14 protein-coding genes and 1 pseudogene are annotated in these 15,711 nt (G+C 61.4%); 9 read left to right on the top strand and 6 right to left on the bottom strand.

Annotated features, from left to right (window positions below; genetic code table 11):
* Position 1: 1 nt before the first annotated feature.
* Positions 2-664 (bottom strand): amino acid ABC transporter permease, encoded by a 663-nt coding sequence (locus FRT59_RS17120; protein WP_153871788.1) that lies wholly within the window; start codon positions 662-664, stop codon positions 2-4.
* 52 nt (positions 665-716) lie between these two features.
* On the bottom strand, positions 717-1,565 hold the full coding sequence (locus tag FRT59_RS17115; RefSeq protein WP_034119949.1) for a transporter substrate-binding protein: 849 nt from the start codon (positions 1,563-1,565) through the stop codon (positions 717-719).
* A 350-nt stretch (positions 1,566-1,915) separates the two neighbouring features.
* Between FRT59_RS17115 and FRT59_RS17110 the strand changes: the two are divergent.
* Positions 1,916-2,197: pseudogene (locus FRT59_RS17110) on the top strand (thioredoxin family protein); the annotation flags it as partial.
* A gap of 28 nt (positions 2,198-2,225) precedes the next feature.
* Here FRT59_RS17110 and FRT59_RS17105 read toward each other — a convergent pair.
* From FRT59_RS17105 to rpiB, 3 genes are all read right to left on the bottom strand, one after another.
* Positions 2,226-3,794 carry a TerC family protein gene (locus FRT59_RS17105; RefSeq protein WP_153871787.1) on the bottom strand — a complete coding sequence of 523 codons (1,569 nt, stop codon included), beginning with the start codon at positions 3,792-3,794 and terminating at the stop codon, positions 2,226-2,228.
* A gap of 314 nt (positions 3,795-4,108) precedes the next feature.
* On the bottom strand, positions 4,109-5,089 hold the full coding sequence (locus FRT59_RS17100; protein WP_153871786.1) for a sugar-binding transcriptional regulator: 981 nt from the start codon (positions 5,087-5,089) through the stop codon (positions 4,109-4,111).
* Positions 5,090-5,152: 63 nt separating this feature from the next.
* A complete protein-coding gene (gene rpiB, locus FRT59_RS17095) occupies positions 5,153-5,614 on the bottom strand; it encodes a ribose 5-phosphate isomerase B (RefSeq protein WP_153871785.1) in 462 nt (153 codons plus the stop codon).
* 283 nt (positions 5,615-5,897) lie between these two features.
* Between rpiB and FRT59_RS17090 the strand changes: the two genes are divergently transcribed.
* The 7 genes from FRT59_RS17090 to dhaL all read left to right on the top strand — a co-directional run bounded on the left by FRT59_RS17090 (position 5,898) and on the right by dhaL (position 13,186).
* Positions 5,898-7,385 carry a sugar ABC transporter ATP-binding protein gene (locus FRT59_RS17090; RefSeq protein ID WP_034119953.1) on the top strand — a complete coding sequence of 496 codons (1,488 nt, stop codon included), beginning with the start codon at positions 5,898-5,900 and terminating at the stop codon, positions 7,383-7,385.
* Positions 7,382-8,359 carry an ABC transporter permease gene (locus FRT59_RS17085; protein ID WP_034119954.1) on the top strand — a complete coding sequence of 326 codons (978 nt, stop codon included), beginning with the start codon at positions 7,382-7,384 and terminating at the stop codon, positions 8,357-8,359. Before FRT59_RS17090 ends, FRT59_RS17085 begins: the two co-directional genes overlap by 4 nt.
* Before the next feature lie 34 nt (positions 8,360-8,393).
* Positions 8,394-9,401 carry a substrate-binding domain-containing protein gene (locus FRT59_RS17080; RefSeq protein ID WP_034119955.1) on the top strand — a complete coding sequence of 336 codons (1,008 nt, stop codon included), beginning with the start codon at positions 8,394-8,396 and terminating at the stop codon, positions 9,399-9,401.
* A 164-nt stretch (positions 9,402-9,565) separates the two neighbouring features.
* Positions 9,566-10,321, top strand: a complete 756-nt coding sequence (locus tag FRT59_RS17075) for an SDR family oxidoreductase (RefSeq protein ID WP_153871784.1) — start codon at positions 9,566-9,568, stop codon at positions 10,319-10,321.
* 27 nt (positions 10,322-10,348) lie between these two features.
* Positions 10,349-11,464, top strand: coding sequence for an MDR/zinc-dependent alcohol dehydrogenase-like family protein (locus FRT59_RS17070; protein WP_032876099.1), 1,116 nt, complete (start codon positions 10,349-10,351; stop codon positions 11,462-11,464).
* A 69-nt stretch (positions 11,465-11,533) separates the two neighbouring features.
* Positions 11,534-12,535, top strand: a complete 1,002-nt coding sequence (locus FRT59_RS17065; protein ID WP_153839528.1) for a dihydroxyacetone kinase subunit DhaK — start codon at positions 11,534-11,536, stop codon at positions 12,533-12,535.
* Between the two features lie 3 nt (positions 12,536-12,538).
* Positions 12,539-13,186 (top strand): dihydroxyacetone kinase subunit DhaL, encoded by a 648-nt coding sequence (dhaL, locus tag FRT59_RS17060; RefSeq protein ID WP_153871783.1) that lies wholly within the window; start codon positions 12,539-12,541, stop codon positions 13,184-13,186.
* Here dhaL and FRT59_RS17055 read toward each other — a convergent pair.
* On the bottom strand, positions 13,143-14,039 hold the full coding sequence (locus tag FRT59_RS17055) for a LysR family transcriptional regulator (protein ID WP_034119959.1): 897 nt from the start codon (positions 14,037-14,039) through the stop codon (positions 13,143-13,145). The genes dhaL and FRT59_RS17055 overlap by 44 nt on opposite strands.
* 150 nt (positions 14,040-14,189) lie before the next feature.
* On the opposite strand from FRT59_RS17055, the gene FRT59_RS17050 reads away from it, so the two are divergent.
* Entirely contained in the window at positions 14,190-15,698 is a 1,509-nt protein-coding gene (locus tag FRT59_RS17050; protein WP_034119960.1) for an MFS transporter, read from the top strand.
* Positions 15,699-15,711 lie beyond the last annotated feature (13 nt).

The following is a 15,711-nucleotide window of genomic DNA, read 5'->3' as shown; positions in this document are numbered from 1 at the left end:
CTTAACGACGGATCGCCAGACGCTGCTCCAGGTAACGCAGCAGCATGGCAATGAGGTAACAGGCGGCCACGTAGAGCGCGGTCGTGACCAGCCAGGTTTCAATCACCCGGTAGCTTTCGACGTTGATCTTGCGGGCGTAATAGGTCAGCTCCGGCACCGCAATCGCAGCGGCCAGGGAGGTGTCCTTGAACAGCGAGATAAAGTTGTTCGACAGCGCCGGCAGCACATTGCGCAGCATCACCGGCACGGTGATATAGGCGCGGATCCGCCACTCGCCAAGGCCGATGGCCAACCCGGCTTCACGCAAGCCATTGGGAATATTCAACAGCCCGGCGCGGAACACTTCGGTCAGGTACGCCCCGGCATACAGCGACAGGGTGATGATGAACGAAGGGATCTTGTCCAGGCGAATCCCCAGCGACGGCAAGGCGAAGTAGATCAACAGGATCAACACCAGGATCGGCGTATTACGCACCACCGTCACGTACACCGAGGCAAAGATGCGCAATGCGCGGTACCTGGACAGCATGGCAAACGCCATCAGCAGGCCGATCACGCAGCCGATGGCGATCGACAGCAAGGCCAACTGCAGGCCCAGGCCGAGCCCCGCCAGCAAGGTGTCGAAATCACGCCAGACGGCGGCAAAGTTCAACTGATAGTTCATGGTCAGCAGTACCTGAGTGGGGCGTGTTCAGGCACGCCCCGGTGGGTCCGGATCACTTGAATTCCACGGGAAAACCAATTGCAGGCTCTGGCAGATCCACGCCGAACCACTGCTTGAACGAGGCTTTGTAGGTGGGGAACTCCACACCGGTCATGGCTTCGTGCAGCGCGGTGTTGACGAAGTTCAGCCAGTCCTGGTCGCCGCGCTTGACCGCGCACGCATAGGTTTGCGGGCTCCAGGCGTAGGTCGGGCTGCGATAGCGGCCGGGGTTCTGCACCATCAGGTATTTGACCGAAGACTGGTCGGTGGCAGCGGCATCGGCGCGACCGGAGTTCACGGCCTGGTACATGAGGTCGACGCTGTCGTACTGGTCGACCTTGGCCTTGGGCAGCGCCTGGTGCACCAGTTCTTCGGCATACACGTTTTGCAGCACGGCCACGGTGACGTTATCGCCCGCCGCTTGCAGGTCTTCGATTTCCTTGTACTGGCTGTTGTTCGGCAGCAGCAGGCCAACGCCTTCGCGGTAATACGGCAGGGTAAAGGCCACCTGCTGCGCACGGCTGGCGGTGACGGTGATGAACTGGCAACTCATGTCGACCTTGTCGGTGAGCAGGTTGGGAATACGTGCATCGGAAGACTGCACCACAAATTCAACCTTGCTCGGGTCGTTGAACAAACCCTTGGCCACGATGCGACCGATGTCGATATCAAACCCCTGCAACTTGCCATCCGCTCCCTGGAAGTGCCACGGCGCATTGGTACTGCCTGTACCTACGATGAGATGCCCACGTTTGAGCACATTATCGAGCTTGCTGTCCGCCGCCTGCACAACACTGGCGAGGCAAGCCGATGCGGCGAAGAGAAAAACACACGCTTTGAACACGGAAGGTCGGTGATGCATGACAAGCACTCCAGGAGTTGTGTATTCCGCTATACCGGAACGTGGTATGTAACAACGGAATAGACAGCAGAAAGTGTGCCACAGGTGCTTGCGGAAAAATATGCTGGAGAGAAATCCGTTATGGATCAGCTAGATAGATATTGGAGAGATAAACGGTGCCGTACATCAGCGCACTGGATTTGCTACGCGACGCCCCACAACGGTGTTACTGCGCCCCCATACTGACCGCCTTGGACTGACTGCACGCTGAATGCAGCGACCGAGGCCGACCTGTGAAGGTTGACAGTAGACGGCGGTGAGCCACCGGCTTAGCGTTGGCAAAAACCAACGCGGCCTGAAGGGAGATCACCATGGGAATTGCCACGAGCAGAATTTCCAACGCCAAGGCGTTCGAACGGGTACTGAACACACCACGCCCGGTGTTCCTTCTGTTTGTATCAGAGCACTGCCCCGCTTGCGCGGACGCAGGCCCCTTATTCGAACTGCACGCCTGGAAGCATCCCAGGGTCGTGAGCCTGGTGCTCGATTGCGCGCACACGCCGAGGCACCCTGACGTGACAGGTACCCCGACGCTGCTGATCTACCTGAATGGCGCCTTGGTAGAAAAATTCAAAGGCTTCGGCCCCCCGGAAGAACAGGAGCAGTTTGTGCAGGGCATCTTCAGCCGTTATGACCCACGCAAGGGCGCAAATGCACCTGCGTCACCCGACGTTCCTCCACTTCCGCCACGGTCAGGCGCCAGCCTTCATGTTCCAGGCTATCGCCCACCACTGGCAGACGGTCGAGCAGGCTCATCACCAAACCCGCCAAGGTTTGATAATCCTCGGTCGCCGCAGCCTTGAAGCCCGTGCGCTGACGCACCAGGTTGAGGTTCAGGGCACCATTGGCACGGAAGCCATCGCCCTCCTCGACAATATCCGGCCCTTCGATCTCACTGGCGTCGGGCAATTCACCGGCGATGGATTCAAGAATATCGGTCATGCTCAACACGCCCATGAAATCCCCGAATTCGTTGATCACGAAGGCGATGTGGGTGGATTCCTGGCGCATCTGCTCCAGGGCATTGAGGATCGAAAAGCTTTCCAACAGGTTGATCGCCCGGCGCGCCAGGTGTTCCAGGTTCGGCTCGTTGCCGGCCAGGTACTCCTTGAGCAGTTCCTTCTTGTGCACGAAGCCCAAGGGCTCATCCACCGCGCCGTTGCGGATCAACGGCAGGCGTGAGTAAGACGAGTGCATCAATTTCAGGCGGATGGTGTCGGGATCGTCTGCCAGGTCGATGCAGTCAACTTTGGCCCGCGGGGTCATCAGGGTGCGAATCGGCCGCTCGGCCAGTTGCAACACACCGCTGATCATCACCCGCTCACGTCGGTCAAACAGCGGACCCTGCGCGGCATCTGGCTCACCCAGCAGATCGGCAACGTCTTCACCCACCTCCTCCACCGCCAGGCTGCGGCCGCCCAACAAGCGCATCACCGCGTGGGCGGTACGCTCACGCACCGGCAATACACCTTGTGCCGACTTCTTGCGACGCGAGCGGGCAATCTGGTTGAACAGCTCGATCAAAATCGAGAAGCCAATGGCCGCGTACAGGTAGCCCTTCGGAATATGGAAGCCCAAGCCTTCGGCGGTCAGGGCGAAACCGATCATCATCAGGAAGCCCAGGCACAGCATGATCACTGTGGGGTGCGCGTTGACGAAGCGGGTCAGCGGCTTGCTCGCCACGATCATCAGGCCGATGGACACGATCACCGCGATCATCATCACCGCCAGCTCGTCCACCATGCCCACAGCGGTAATCACCGCGTCGAGGGAGAACACCGCGTCGAGCACCACGATCTGCGCCACGATCGGCCAGAACATCGCATAGGCCACATTGCCCGAGCGCTGGGCCACATGGCCTTCGAGGCGCTCATGCAATTCCATGGTGGCCTTGAACAACAGGAACACACCACCAAACAGCATGATCAGGTCACGGCCGGAGAAGCTCTTGTCGAACACCTCGAACAGCGGCTGGGTGAGGGTCACCAACCAGGAAATACTCGCCAACAGGCCCAGGCGCATCAGCAACGCCAGGGACAAACCGATCAACCGCGCACGGTCACGCTGCTCCGGCGGCAACTTGTCCGCCAGGATCGCGATAAACACCAGGTTGTCGATACCCAGCACCAGTTCCAGCACAATCAAGGTCAACAGGCCGAGCCAGGCCGTTGGATCCGCTAACCATTCCATTTATAGAATCTCTGTAATCAAGTTTTCAGAATGCCGGACACGGCTATGCGCGGTCAGTGGACCGGGACAAGGTTAGCAGGCGAAATACGGGGTGCTTCAGCGGGAACAACGACAGCAAGTGCCTTGGGGAAAGACGACTGGGAGGCTCCGAGAGGGTGTTCATGCAGGTCCTGAAATAACAAAAGGGCTTGAAGCGTACAGTTAATATACAAATTGCTCACATAGCAAAATTATTACAAAACCTGTCTCCCAGACTTATGCAAAACCAATGTGGGAGGGGGCTTGCCCCCTCCCACATTTGGAATGGTGTGATGTCAGGTTTTACGCGTGGCGTCGTCCAGCGCCAGGATGGTGTGAGCATTGGTGACGGTCGTCGCAAGCGTATTGATCACCCCCGAGCGCAATGCCCCCAACGTGGCCGCCGCCTTGGTGTTTTCACTGGCAATCGCCACCACATCCGGGATACGGAACAGTTCCTGCACTGTCAACCCGATCACTCGGCCCTGGATGGCGTTGACCGCCGGCTGGCCGTGAATGTCGATAAAGTCATAGCCCATCATGTCGCCCACCGTGCCGGACAAGCGCGCCTGGGCGATTTCCTGGGGTGAGAACCAGCCCATGCGTACCATGTTGCTGTTTTCGCTCATGTCGCCAATGCCGATCAGGGCAATGTCGGCACGCCGCGCACGGTCGAGGGTGGAACGCACCGTATCGTTATTGATCAACACCCCGCGCAGTTCCGGGTTGGCCACCAGCGCCGGGGCGTACAGGCTTTCACTCTCGCCGCCAAAGCGCATGGCCAGGCGCCGGCAGATATGGTCGGGGTTCATGTACTCGCCAGCCTTGAGTGAACCACCGATGGCACACACAAATGTGCAGTTGCGCGTCACCGGCAGAAAGACGTTGTCGGCCACCGCACCCACGTTACGCCCCATGCCCACGGCGACGATCATGCCGTCGCCCAGGGTCTTGTTCAGGTAGTTGGCCACCAGGCTGGCGACCGCCGAACGCTGGGTGTCGGGGTCACTGTGGTCGACGGCGATCAAAGCGCGGTCGAGCTTGAAGCGCTCCACCAGCGCACGCTCCAGCTCGTTGTTCATCGCCGGGTGCTGCAACACGCGCACCTCGACAATGCCTTCATCCCGCGCACGCTTGAGCAGGCGGCTGACTTTGGCCCGCGACAGGTCGAAGCGCTTGGCGATGGCTTCCTGAGTGACGTTCTCAAGGTAATAGAGCATCGCCACTTCGGTCATTTGATCGATATCACTGGCCATGCGCTGGGTACTGTCACTCATGGGGACGGGCTTCCGTTTCGGCGTCAAAGGCGCATTCTCCCGACTCTTGCCCCGTGCCGTCCACTACTGATGCCCATCGCGCTCGATCGCGTTGATGCGCTCGACCTTGGCCCCGGAACGCGCCGCCTCGAACTCCGAGGCCAGGAACGCAGTGACAATGCTCTTGGCCAGCTCCGCACCGATCACCCGCGCACCGATGGACAGGATCTGCGCATCGTTGCTCTTGCGCGCCCGCTCCGCCGAATAGGTGTCATGGGCCTGGGCTGCACGGATACCCAGCACCTTGTTGGCCGAGATAGCCATGCCGATCCCGGTGCCACACACCAGTACGCCGAGGCGCTGCTGCCCGGCGTTAATGGCATTGGCCACCGCCAGGGCGATGTCCGGGTAAAGCACCGGCGCAGTGGAATGGGTGCCGAAGTCGGTCACCGGGTAACCCAGCGCCTCGATATGACGCCTCAACAGCTCTTTAAGCTCAAAACCCGCTTCATCGCATCCGATAGCCACCGGGAAAAGTGTGTTCATGGCGTCTGGCTCCGCTGCCCTGACCTTGATTAGGACTGATCATATGATCAACCAATGAAATTTCTCTCATTCATTTCGCGATCATTATGCCCTTCATGTCAAGCGTGATTTAACTGACCTCCCAGTCAAAGCTACCTAAACAGGCGTTATTACCACTCAAGATGAGAATTAACGCTTTTCAGTGAAAGAGATTGACTGATCAGAATTTCATTTGATACACATATGATCACAGCGAAACATGACTGTGCGACCTAATAAGAATTCACAGCACGAGGACACGCCGATGGCCACGCCATTACTGCTCCAGGCTGAACACGTCGCCAAGGCTTACGCCGGGGTACCTGCCCTGCGTGACGGGCGCCTCTCTCTGCGGGCCGGCAGCGTCCACGCGCTGTGCGGCGGCAATGGCGCCGGCAAGTCGACCTTCCTGAGCATCCTGATGGGCATCACCCAGCGTGACGCCGGCACCATTGTGCTCAACGGCGCACCGGTGCAGTTCAACCGCCCCAGTGAGGCCCTGGCAGCGGGGATCGCGATGATCACCCAGGAGCTGGAACCCATCCCCTACATGACCGTTGCCGAAAACATCTGGCTGGGCCGCGAACCGCGCCGCGCTGGTTGCATCGTCGACAGCAAGGCCCTTTACCGGCGCACTCGCGAGCTGTTGGAAAGCCTGGAGTTCGACGTCGACGCCACCCGCCCCATGCACCGCTTGAGCGTGGCGCAGATCCAACTGGTGGAAATCGCCAAGGCGTTCAGCCATGACTGCCAGGTGATGATCATGGACGAGCCTACCTCGGCCATCGGCGAGCGCGAGGCCGAGACCCTGTTCAAGGCCATTCGCCGCCTCACCGCGCGTGGCGCCGGCATCGTGTATGTGTCCCATCGCTTGAGCGAACTGGCGCAGATCGCCGATGACTACAGCATCTTCCGCGACGGCGCCTTTGTCGAAAGCGGGCGCATGGCCGATATCGACCGCAACCACCTGGTACGCGGCATTGTCGGCCAGGAACTCACGCGCATCGACCACAAGGTCGGCCGCGAATGCGCCGCCGACACCTGCCTGCAAGTCGACAACCTGAGCCGCAACGGCGAGTTCCACGACATCAGCCTGCAACTGCGCCGCGGCGAGATCCTCGGCATCTATGGGCTGATGGGCTCCGGGCGCAGTGAGTTTCTCAATTGCATCTACGGGCTGACCGTGGCGGATTCCGGCAGCGTGACCCTGCAAGGCAAGCCCATGCCCATCGGGCTGCCCAAGGCCACCATCGACGCGGGCATGTCGCTGGTCACCGAAGACCGCAAGGACAGCGGCCTGGTGCTGAGCGGCAGCATCCTGTCGAACATTGCACTGTCGGCCTACAAGCGCTTGTCGAGCTGGTCGCTGATCAACGCACGCAAAGAAACCCAACTGGCTGAGGACATGGTCAAGCGCCTGCAAATCAAAACCAGCTCCCTGGAACTGCCGGTGGCGTCCATGAGCGGCGGTAACCAGCAGAAGGTGGTGCTCGCCAAATGCCTGTCCACGGAACCTGTGTGCCTGCTTTGCGATGAGCCGACACGGGGCATCGACGAAGGCGCCAAGCAGGAGATCTACCACCTGCTCGACCAGTTCGTGCGGGCCGGGGGAGCCGCCATCGTGGTCTCGTCGGAAGCCCCGGAACTGCTGCACCTGAGCGATCGCATCGCCGTATTCAAGGGCGGCCGGCTGATCACCATCAGCACCGACACCGCCCTTTCCCAGGAAGCCTTGTTGAGTCTTGCCTCATGAATGCCAAAACCATTGTCGCCCCCGTAACCACGGCGCCACGCAAGCGCCTGCGCCTGTCCCTCGACCGCTTCGGCCTGCCGCTGGTGTTTATCCTGCTCTGCGTGGTGATGGCGTTCTCCAGCGAATACTTCATGACCTGGCGCAACTGGATGGACATCCTGCGCCAGACCTCCATCAACGGCATCCTCGCCGTGGGCATGACCTATGTGATCCTGACCAAGGGCATCGACCTGTCAGTGGGTTCGATCCTGGCGTTTGCCGGGCTGTGCAGCGCCATGGTCGCGACCCAGGGCTACGGCCTGTTGGCAGCCGTCAGCGCCGGGATGTTTGCCGGGGCGATGCTCGGCGTGGTCAATGGCTTTATGGTCGCCAACCTGTCGATCCCGCCGTTCGTGGCGACCCTCGGCATGCTCAGCATTGCCCGGGGCATGACCTTTATCCTCAACGACGGCAGCCCGATCACCGACCTGCCCGACGCCTACCTGGCCCTGGGTATCGGCAAAATCGGCCCGGTGGGCGTGCCGATCATCATCTTCGCCGTGGTCGCGCTGATCTTCTGGATGGTGCTGCGCTACACCACCTACGGCCGTTATGTGTACGCGGTGGGCGGCAATGAAAAAAGCGCGCGCACCTCCGGCATCGGCGTGCGCAAGGTGATGTTCTCGGTGTACGTGGTCTCGGGCCTGCTCGCCGGGTTGGCCGGCGTGGTGTTGTCGGCACGTACCACCTCTGCCCTGCCCCAGGCTGGGGTTTCCTATGAGCTGGACGCGATTGCCGCGGTGGTAATCGGCGGCACCAGCCTGTCGGGCGGTACCGGCAGCATTGTCGGCACCTTGTTCGGTGCGCTGTTGATCGGTGTGATCAACAACGGCCTGAACCTGCTCGGCGTGTCCTCCTATTACCAGCAGGTCGCCAAGGGCCTGATCATCGTGTTCGCAGTACTGATCGACGTGTGGCGCAAGAAAAAACGCTGAAGAACGACCGATAACAATAACTGGAGTTCTACTTATGAAACTGGGTACCCCCTTGGCCGCCGCGGCGGCCCTCTCCCTGCTCGCCAGCAGTATCGCCCTGGCTGGCGATGGCAAGACCTACAAGATCGGTGCAGCCGTCTACGGCCTCAAGGGCCAGTTCATGCAGAACTGGGTCCGGGAGCTCAAGGAACATCCGGCCGTCAAGGATGGCACCGTGCAGTTGACGGTGTTCGACGGCAACTACGACGCCCTGACCCAGAACAACCAAATCGAAAACATGGTGACTCAACGCTACGACGCGATTCTGTTCGTACCGATTGATACCAAGGCCGGCGTGGGTACCGTCAAGGCCGCCATGAGCAACGACGTGGTGGTCATCGCCTCCAATACGAAAGTAGCCGATGCCAACGTGCCGTATGTCGGTAACGACGACGTGGAAGGCGGCCGCCTGCAGGCCCAGGCCATGGTCGACAAGCTCAACGGCAAGGGCAACGTGGTGATCATCCAGGGCCCGATTGGCCAGTCGGCGCAGATCGACCGGGAAAAAGGCGAGCTGGAAGTGCTGGGCAAGCACCCGGACATCAAGATCATCGAGAAGAAGACCGCCAACTGGGACCGCGCCCAAGCCCTGACCCTCACCGAAGACTGGTTGAACGCCCACCCCAAGGGCATCAACGGTGTGATCGCGCAGAACGACGACATGGCCTTGGGCGCCGTACAGGCGCTGAAATCCCATGGCCTGACGTCCAAGGACGTGCCAGTGACCTCCATCGACGGCATGCCGGATGCGATCCAGGCGGCGAAAAAGGATGAAGTCACGACCTTTCTCCAGGATGCCCAGGCCCAGTCCCAAGGCGCGCTGGACGTGGCCCTGCGTGCCCTGGCCGGCAAGGACTACAAGCCGCAGTCGGTGATCTGGGAGCGCTATGCCAAGGACGTGAAATGGGGCGACGGCACGGCCAAGAATTACATCCTGCCGTGGGTGCCGGTGACCAATGCCAATGCGGATGCGCTGTACAAACAGGTCAGCGGCGGTAAGTAGCTATTGACTTGAAATACAGTCAAGTGTGGGAGGGGGCTTGCTCCCGATAGCAGTGTGTCAGCCGACCGATTTATCACTGTTATATCGCTATCGGGAGCAAGTCGAATCGTCGCACCGCCCCTCCCACATTTTGATCTTCACCGTTTTCGAAAATGGAGTCACTCATGTCTGGATTCTGGAACCAAGCCTTCGACCTCAGTGGCCGTTGCGCGGTAATCACCGGCGGCGCCGCCGGCATCGGCCTGGCCTGCGCCACCCTACTGGTGGAGCGCGGTGCCCGCGTGGCGCTGCTGGACCGCGACCCCGCAGTGGTCGAGGTGGCCGCCCGCCTCGGTACCGGGCACCTGGGCATTGCCGTCGACCTCGGCCAGTCCGCCCAGATACAACCCACCGTCGACCGCGTATTCGCACACTTCCAACGCCTGGACTACTTGATCAACAGCGCCGGCGTGGTGCTGCTGGACAAGGCCATCGACGTCAGCGAAAGCGCCTGGGACACCACCCTGGACATCAACCTCAAGGCCAGTTTCTTCATGGCCCAGGCCTGCGCCAAACACATGCTGGCCAGCGGCAGCGGGCGCATCGTCAACCTCGCCTCACAGGCTGCCGTGATCGGCCTGGACCGTCACGTTGCCTACTGTGCAAGCAAGGCGGCCATCGTCGGCATGACCAAGGTATTGGCCATGGAATGGGCGCCACACGTCAACGTCAACGCTATCTCCCCCACCATCGTCGAAACCGCCCTGGGCAAAAAAGCCTGGGCCGGTGAAGTGGGTGAGCGGGCCAAATTGCAGATCCCGGCGGGCCGTTTCGCCCAGCCGGAAGAAATCGCCGGGCTGGCGTTGTACCTGCTCAGCGATGCCGCGCAGATGATCACCGGTGCCAACATGGTGATCGACGGCGGCTACAGCATTCAGTAATTGATCTTTATGTCGTGAGGTTTTGTCATGTCTACCGTCACCGAACGCACACCTGAACAACTCGCCCCGAGCATCCCGAAAACCATGCAGGCCGTGGTCTGCCACGGCCCGGAAGACTATCGCCTGGAAACCGTCGACGTGCCCACGCCCGGCCCCGATGAGATCCTGACCAAGGTCGAGCTGTGCGGCATCTGCATGGGCGATATCAAGACCTATCGCGGCGCGCCGTCGTTCTGGGGCGATGCCGAGCAACCGCGCTACGTGAAGCCGCCGATGATTCCCGGGCATGAGTTCGTGTGCCGGGTAGTCGCCCTCGGTCCAGGCGCCGAGAAACGCGGCGTGGCCGTCGGCGACCGGGTTATCTCCGAGCAGATCGTGCCGTGCTGGGGTTGCCGCTTCTGCAACCACGGCCAGTACTGGATGTGCCAGAAGCACGACCTGTATGGCTTCCAGAATAATGTGCAGGGCGCCATGGCCCAGTACATGATCTTTACCAAGGAAGGCATCATCCACAAAGTGCCGGAATCCATCGCCCCGGACGAAGCGATTTTGATCGAGCCGCTGGCCTGCTCGCTGCACGCGGCGGAGCGCGCCAACGTCGACCATGACGACATTGTGGTGGTCGCCGGCGCCGGTACCCTGGGCCTGGGCATCATCGGCGCGGTGCGGTTGCGCAACCCGAAAAAACTTATCGTGCTGGACATGAAACCCGAACGCGCCGCCCTCGCTCTGCGCATGGGTGCCGACGAAGTCTGGAACCCGGCCGAAGTGGACGTGCTGGCGAAAATCCGCGAGATCACTGACGGCTACGGCTGCGACATCTATATCGAAGCCACCGGCCACCACAAGGCGGTCAACCAGGGCCTGGCGATGCTGCGCAAGCTGGGGCGCTTCGTCGAGTTCAGCGTGTTCAATGACGAGGCCACGGTAGATTGGTCGATCATCGGCGACCGCAAGGAGCTGGATATCCTTGGCTCGCACCTGGGGCCGTACATGTACCCCAGGGCCATCGACTTTATCGGCAACCGCAAGATCGACATGCGCGATGTGGTGACCCATAAGTTTGCGCTGGCGGATTTCAAGGAGGCGTTTGCGGTGATGGAGCGTGGGGACAAGTCGCTCAAAGTGGTCCTCGAGCCCTAAGCACACCACAGGCCCCTCCCACACTGGATTGCGTTGAACCACTAGAACAACAACACAGGAACCCGCGTTATGAATCGAGTCATCAACGATCCAGACCAAGTGGTCGAGGACATGCTGCGCGGCATCCTGGTCGCGCACCCCGAGCTGCGCCAGTACGAGACCAACCCACGGGTCATCGTCAAAGCCAGGCCGTCCGCCCGCGGCCGTGTCGGCATCGTCACCGGTGGCGGCTCCGGGCATGAACCGGCGTTCCTCGGTTATGTCGGCCCGGGCCTGGTGGATGCCGTGGCCGTCGGTGAGATTTTCTCCTCGCCCACCGCCAAGAGCTTTTTCGACGCCTTCCGCGCTGCCGACCATGGCGCAGGCGTGGCTTGCCTGTATGGCAACTACGCCGGCGACAATATGAACGTCAAGCTGGCGATGAAAATGGCCGCCAGCAAAGACATGCACATCCGCACCGTGGTCGCCAACGACGACGTGGCCTCGGCGCCCAAGGCGGATATCGCCAAGCGTCGTGGCGTGGCCGGGGAAATTTTCATGTGGAAGATCGGCGGTGCCGCCGCTGCCCAGCATTACGACCTGGACGGGGTGATTCGCGTCGCGCAGAAAACCGTCGACCACTGCCGCTCGATTGGTATCGGCCTCACGCCCTGCACCATCGCTGCCGTGGGCAAGCCGAACTTCCAGATCCCCGACGGCCAGATGGAGTTGGGCATCGGCCATCACGGCGAACCGGGCATCGAAGTCATCCCGATTGAGCCGGCTGCCGCCATGGCCGAGCGCATGCTCGCACCGATCCTGGCGGATCGTGATTTCAGCCAGGACGACAGTGTGGTGGTGCTGGTCTCGGGCCTCGGCGCTACACCGGTGATGGAGTTGTATATTTTCTACGCCGAGGTGGAAAAACAGCTCAAGGCCAAGGGCTTGAAGATTCACCGCTGCTACGTCGGCAACTACTTCACCTCCCTGGAAATGATGGGCGTGACCCTGACCCTGCTCGGCCTCGACTTAGAACTGAAAACCCTGATCGACCAACCCTGCCGTTCCATCGGCATGACCCAGGCGGAGTGAACCATGAGCCAGCATTTTTCCACCCGCGATGGCAGCGCCATCGTCGCCGATCTGGTCAGCGTCATCGTGGCCAACCGTGAATACCTCAGCGAAGTCGACGGCGCGATTGGCGACGGCGACCACGGCATCAATATGGCCAAGGGCTTCGCCCATTGCGGTCGCATGATCGAAGGCCGTCAACTGACCCTGGCCGAAGCCCTGGATGAACTGACCCTGAGTTTGATGGAAGGCATCGGCGGCTCCATGGGGCCGTTGTACGGCAGCCTGTTTATCGGCATGGCCAACGAAGTGCGCGGCAGCGAAGACATCGATGCCGCCACCTTCGCCCACCTGTTGCGCGGCGGCTTGACCTCACTGCAAGACATCACCGAGGCGGGCGTAGGTGACAAGTGCCTGATGGATACCTTGATTCCAGCGGTAGAGGCGTTTGAACAGGCGCATGCCTCGGGGGCCTCCTTCAATAATGCGCTGGAGGCGATGAAAACCGCGGCCTCCCAGGGGCGCGATTCGACCAAGGACCTGGTGGCGAAGATCGGCCGCGCCAGTCGCTTGGGCGAGCGCTCCCTCGGCGTGCTGGATGCCGGGGCGGTGTCGTGCTGCCTGATACTTACGCGGCTGGCCGACTCGGTGCAGCCGCGGCTGACTGCTTGACCTGTTGGATATACCGCGCCACCGCCGGCGCTTTTTCAAAGCGCCGGTGAATCAACGACAGCCACGACGACGCATCGCAGCCCTGAATAGTGCGGTACACCACGCCCGGCAGGCTCACATGCCCGACCATCGATGCCGGCACCACCGCTATGCCCTGCCCCAGCGACACCAGCGCCACTACCGCCACCAACCCGCCCGGCTGCGGCCCCAGGCGCGGTGCGTAGCCGCCTTGGGCGGCGACGTGCAACGTGCCGCTGATTTGCTCCGGCAAGATAAACGTCTCGTTCTCCAGGTGTTCGCATGCGATCGCCCTGAGCCCCAACAGCCAGGAATCCTGGGCCAGCGCCAGCACAAAGCCTTCGCTGTCCAGACGCACCGCGTCCACGCCGTCAGGCAAGGTCATCGGCGAGCGGATATAACCGATATCGCACCGCCCATCGGCCACCGCGCCTGGCAGCGCTGCCATGGCGCATTCACGCACCGTCACGCTGACGTCGGGAAACGCCTCGCTGAACGCCTGTACCTGGCGTTGCAATAACCCCGAGTACAGCGCCGAGGCCACATAGCCCAACTCGATATGCCCGGTCTCGCCACGCCCGGCGCGCTGGGCATTGCGCTGGGCGAACTCGAACTGGCGCACAGTGGCTTCGGCCTCGATCAGTAACGCGGCACCCGCTTCGGTGAGGCTGACTTCGCGCTGCTGGCGGATAAACAAGCGCGTGCCCAGGCTGGTTTCCATGTCCTGGATTTGCCGGCTCAGGGTGGGCGGCGCGATGCCCAATTGCTCGGCGGCACGGGTGAAATTGCGCTGCCGGGCCACGGCCAGGAAGTAACGAAAATGGCGGATTTCCATCGCAGCATTAGCTCAAAGGTAATGAAGTGCTTTCCCGCGCCTAACAGAGATGTGATTGGCCGGGGATAAGCTTGCAGTAACTCAACATTAGAGAGCCCTTGCGATGTACGTCAACTGTGTTTTCCCTATTGCCTGCAAGGTAATTCAATCATGAGCCGGGTCAGTCCACGCCTGACGTTGCTGACCGCTTCCGGCGTCTGTTCGTTGATCGTGCTCGATACCAATATCGTTGCCGTCACGCTGCCGAGCATCGCCCGCGACCTGGGCGCCAACTTTGCCGATATCGAATGGGTGGTCAGCGCCTATATGCTGGCGTTCGCCGCGCTGTTGTTGCCGGCCGGGAGTATCGCCGATCGCTTCGGCCGCAAGAAAACCCTGGTGTGGGGCCTGGGGATTTTCATCCTTGCGTCCCTTGGCTGCGGCGCGGCCCCCACTGCGCTATGGCTGGACACCGCCCGGGCGGTAAAGGGGGTGGGCGCGGCCCTGTTGCTGACCTCCGCGCTGGCCTCTATCGGGCATACCTTCCACGATGAAACGGAACGGGCCAAGGCGTGGGCGTTCTGGGGCGCGTGCATGGGTGTGGCGATGACCGCAGCGCCGACCGTAGGCGGCTTGATTACCGAGTACTTGGGCTGGCGCTGGATTTTCTATCTCAACCTGCCGGTGGGCCTGGGGCTGATGGCGCTGGTGCTGCGGGCGATCCCGGAGTCTCGCGACACTCAATCAGCGCGCCTGGATCCCTGGGGCAGCCTGGCGTTCAGTGGCAGCTTGCTGTGCCTGATCTGGGGGCTGATCGAGGCTAATCGTGTCGGCTGGGACAGCCCGCTGACCTACGCCCGCCTGATCGGTGGCGGGCTGTTGATGGGCGTGTTCGTACTGGTCGAACGGCTGCAACAGCGACCGATGGTGGACTTGCAGCTGTTTCGGCACCCACGTTTTATCGGCGCCTTGCTCGGCATGTTTGCCTATGCCGGGTGTGCCCAAGTGATGATGACGCTGCTGCCGTTCTACCTGCAGAACGGCCTCGGTTTCTCCGCGATTGCCTCGGGCCTGGGCATGCTGCCGTTCGCCTTGACCATGCTGGTCTGCCCGCGCATCGGTGCACGCCTGGCGGCACGCTTCACGCCGGCGACAATGATGGCGAGCGGCTTGACCCTGGTGGGCTGCGGCAACCTGTTGAGCGCCTGGGCGGTGCAGGTTGGCGGCTATTTGCCCTTTGCCCTGGCGATTGCCGTCACCGGTGCGGGGGCTGGATTGCTCAATGGCGACACGCAGAAAAACATCATGGCCTGTGTACCACGGGACCGTGCGGGAATGGCGTCGGGCATGAGCACCACCATGCGTTTCAGCGCGATCATGTTGGCTATCGGCGTATATGGCGCATTGCTGAGTAGCCATAGCGAGCAACTGCTGAACGCGAGTATCGACCCCCAATGGCAGGCACAGGTGGCGGGGATTGCTTCGCGGGTGGTGGCGGGCGATATGCCAGCGGCGCTGAGCCTGGTGCCGGAAGCGGCGCGGGTGACGGTACAACCGCTGGCGCGGCAGGCGTTTGTGGGCGGGTTCAGCGGGGTGTTATGGGTGGCGGGGTTATTGGGGTTGCTGGGGGCGCTGGTGGTGGGGAGGTTGATGCGCAAGCCGATCCCCACACACAGCTAAATGTGGGAGGGGC

Origin of the sequence: Pseudomonas haemolytica, from assembly GCF_009659625.1 — a bacterium.
Classification (GTDB): Bacteria; Pseudomonadota; Gammaproteobacteria; order Pseudomonadales; family Pseudomonadaceae; genus Aquipseudomonas; species Aquipseudomonas haemolytica.
The sequence above is the reverse complement of the archived record's forward strand: the minus strand, read 5'-3'. Positions and strand labels throughout refer to the sequence as shown.

Bases quoted from the DNA above. Each gene is read 5' to 3' on its own strand.
- FRT59_RS17120 (WP_153871788.1), bottom strand. From the start codon at position 664: ATGAACTATCAGTTGAACTTTGCCGCCGTCTGGCGTGATTTCGACACC.
- FRT59_RS17115 (WP_034119949.1), bottom strand. From the start codon at position 1,565: ATGCATCACCGACCTTCCGTGTTCAAAGCGTGTGTTTTTCTCTTCGCC.
- FRT59_RS17105 (WP_153871787.1), bottom strand. From the start codon at position 3,794: ATGGAATGGTTAGCGGATCCAACGGCCTGGCTCGGCCTGTTGACCTTG.
- FRT59_RS17100 (WP_153871786.1), bottom strand. From the start codon at position 5,089: ATGAGTGACAGTACCCAGCGCATGGCCAGTGATATCGATCAAATGACC.
- rpiB (WP_153871785.1), bottom strand. From the start codon at position 5,614: ATGAACACACTTTTCCCGGTGGCTATCGGATGCGATGAAGCGGGTTTT.
- FRT59_RS17090 (WP_034119953.1), top strand. From the start codon at position 5,898: ATGGCCACGCCATTACTGCTCCAGGCTGAACACGTCGCCAAGGCTTAC.
- FRT59_RS17085 (WP_034119954.1), top strand. From the start codon at position 7,382: ATGAATGCCAAAACCATTGTCGCCCCCGTAACCACGGCGCCACGCAAG.
- FRT59_RS17080 (WP_034119955.1), top strand. From the start codon at position 8,394: ATGAAACTGGGTACCCCCTTGGCCGCCGCGGCGGCCCTCTCCCTGCTC.
- FRT59_RS17075 (WP_153871784.1), top strand. From the start codon at position 9,566: ATGTCTGGATTCTGGAACCAAGCCTTCGACCTCAGTGGCCGTTGCGCG.
- FRT59_RS17070 (WP_032876099.1), top strand. From the start codon at position 10,349: ATGTCTACCGTCACCGAACGCACACCTGAACAACTCGCCCCGAGCATC.
- FRT59_RS17065 (WP_153839528.1), top strand. From the start codon at position 11,534: ATGAATCGAGTCATCAACGATCCAGACCAAGTGGTCGAGGACATGCTG.
- dhaL (WP_153871783.1), top strand. From the start codon at position 12,539: ATGAGCCAGCATTTTTCCACCCGCGATGGCAGCGCCATCGTCGCCGAT.
- FRT59_RS17055 (WP_034119959.1), bottom strand. From the start codon at position 14,039: ATGGAAATCCGCCATTTTCGTTACTTCCTGGCCGTGGCCCGGCAGCGC.
- FRT59_RS17050 (WP_034119960.1), top strand. From the start codon at position 14,190: ATGAGCCGGGTCAGTCCACGCCTGACGTTGCTGACCGCTTCCGGCGTC.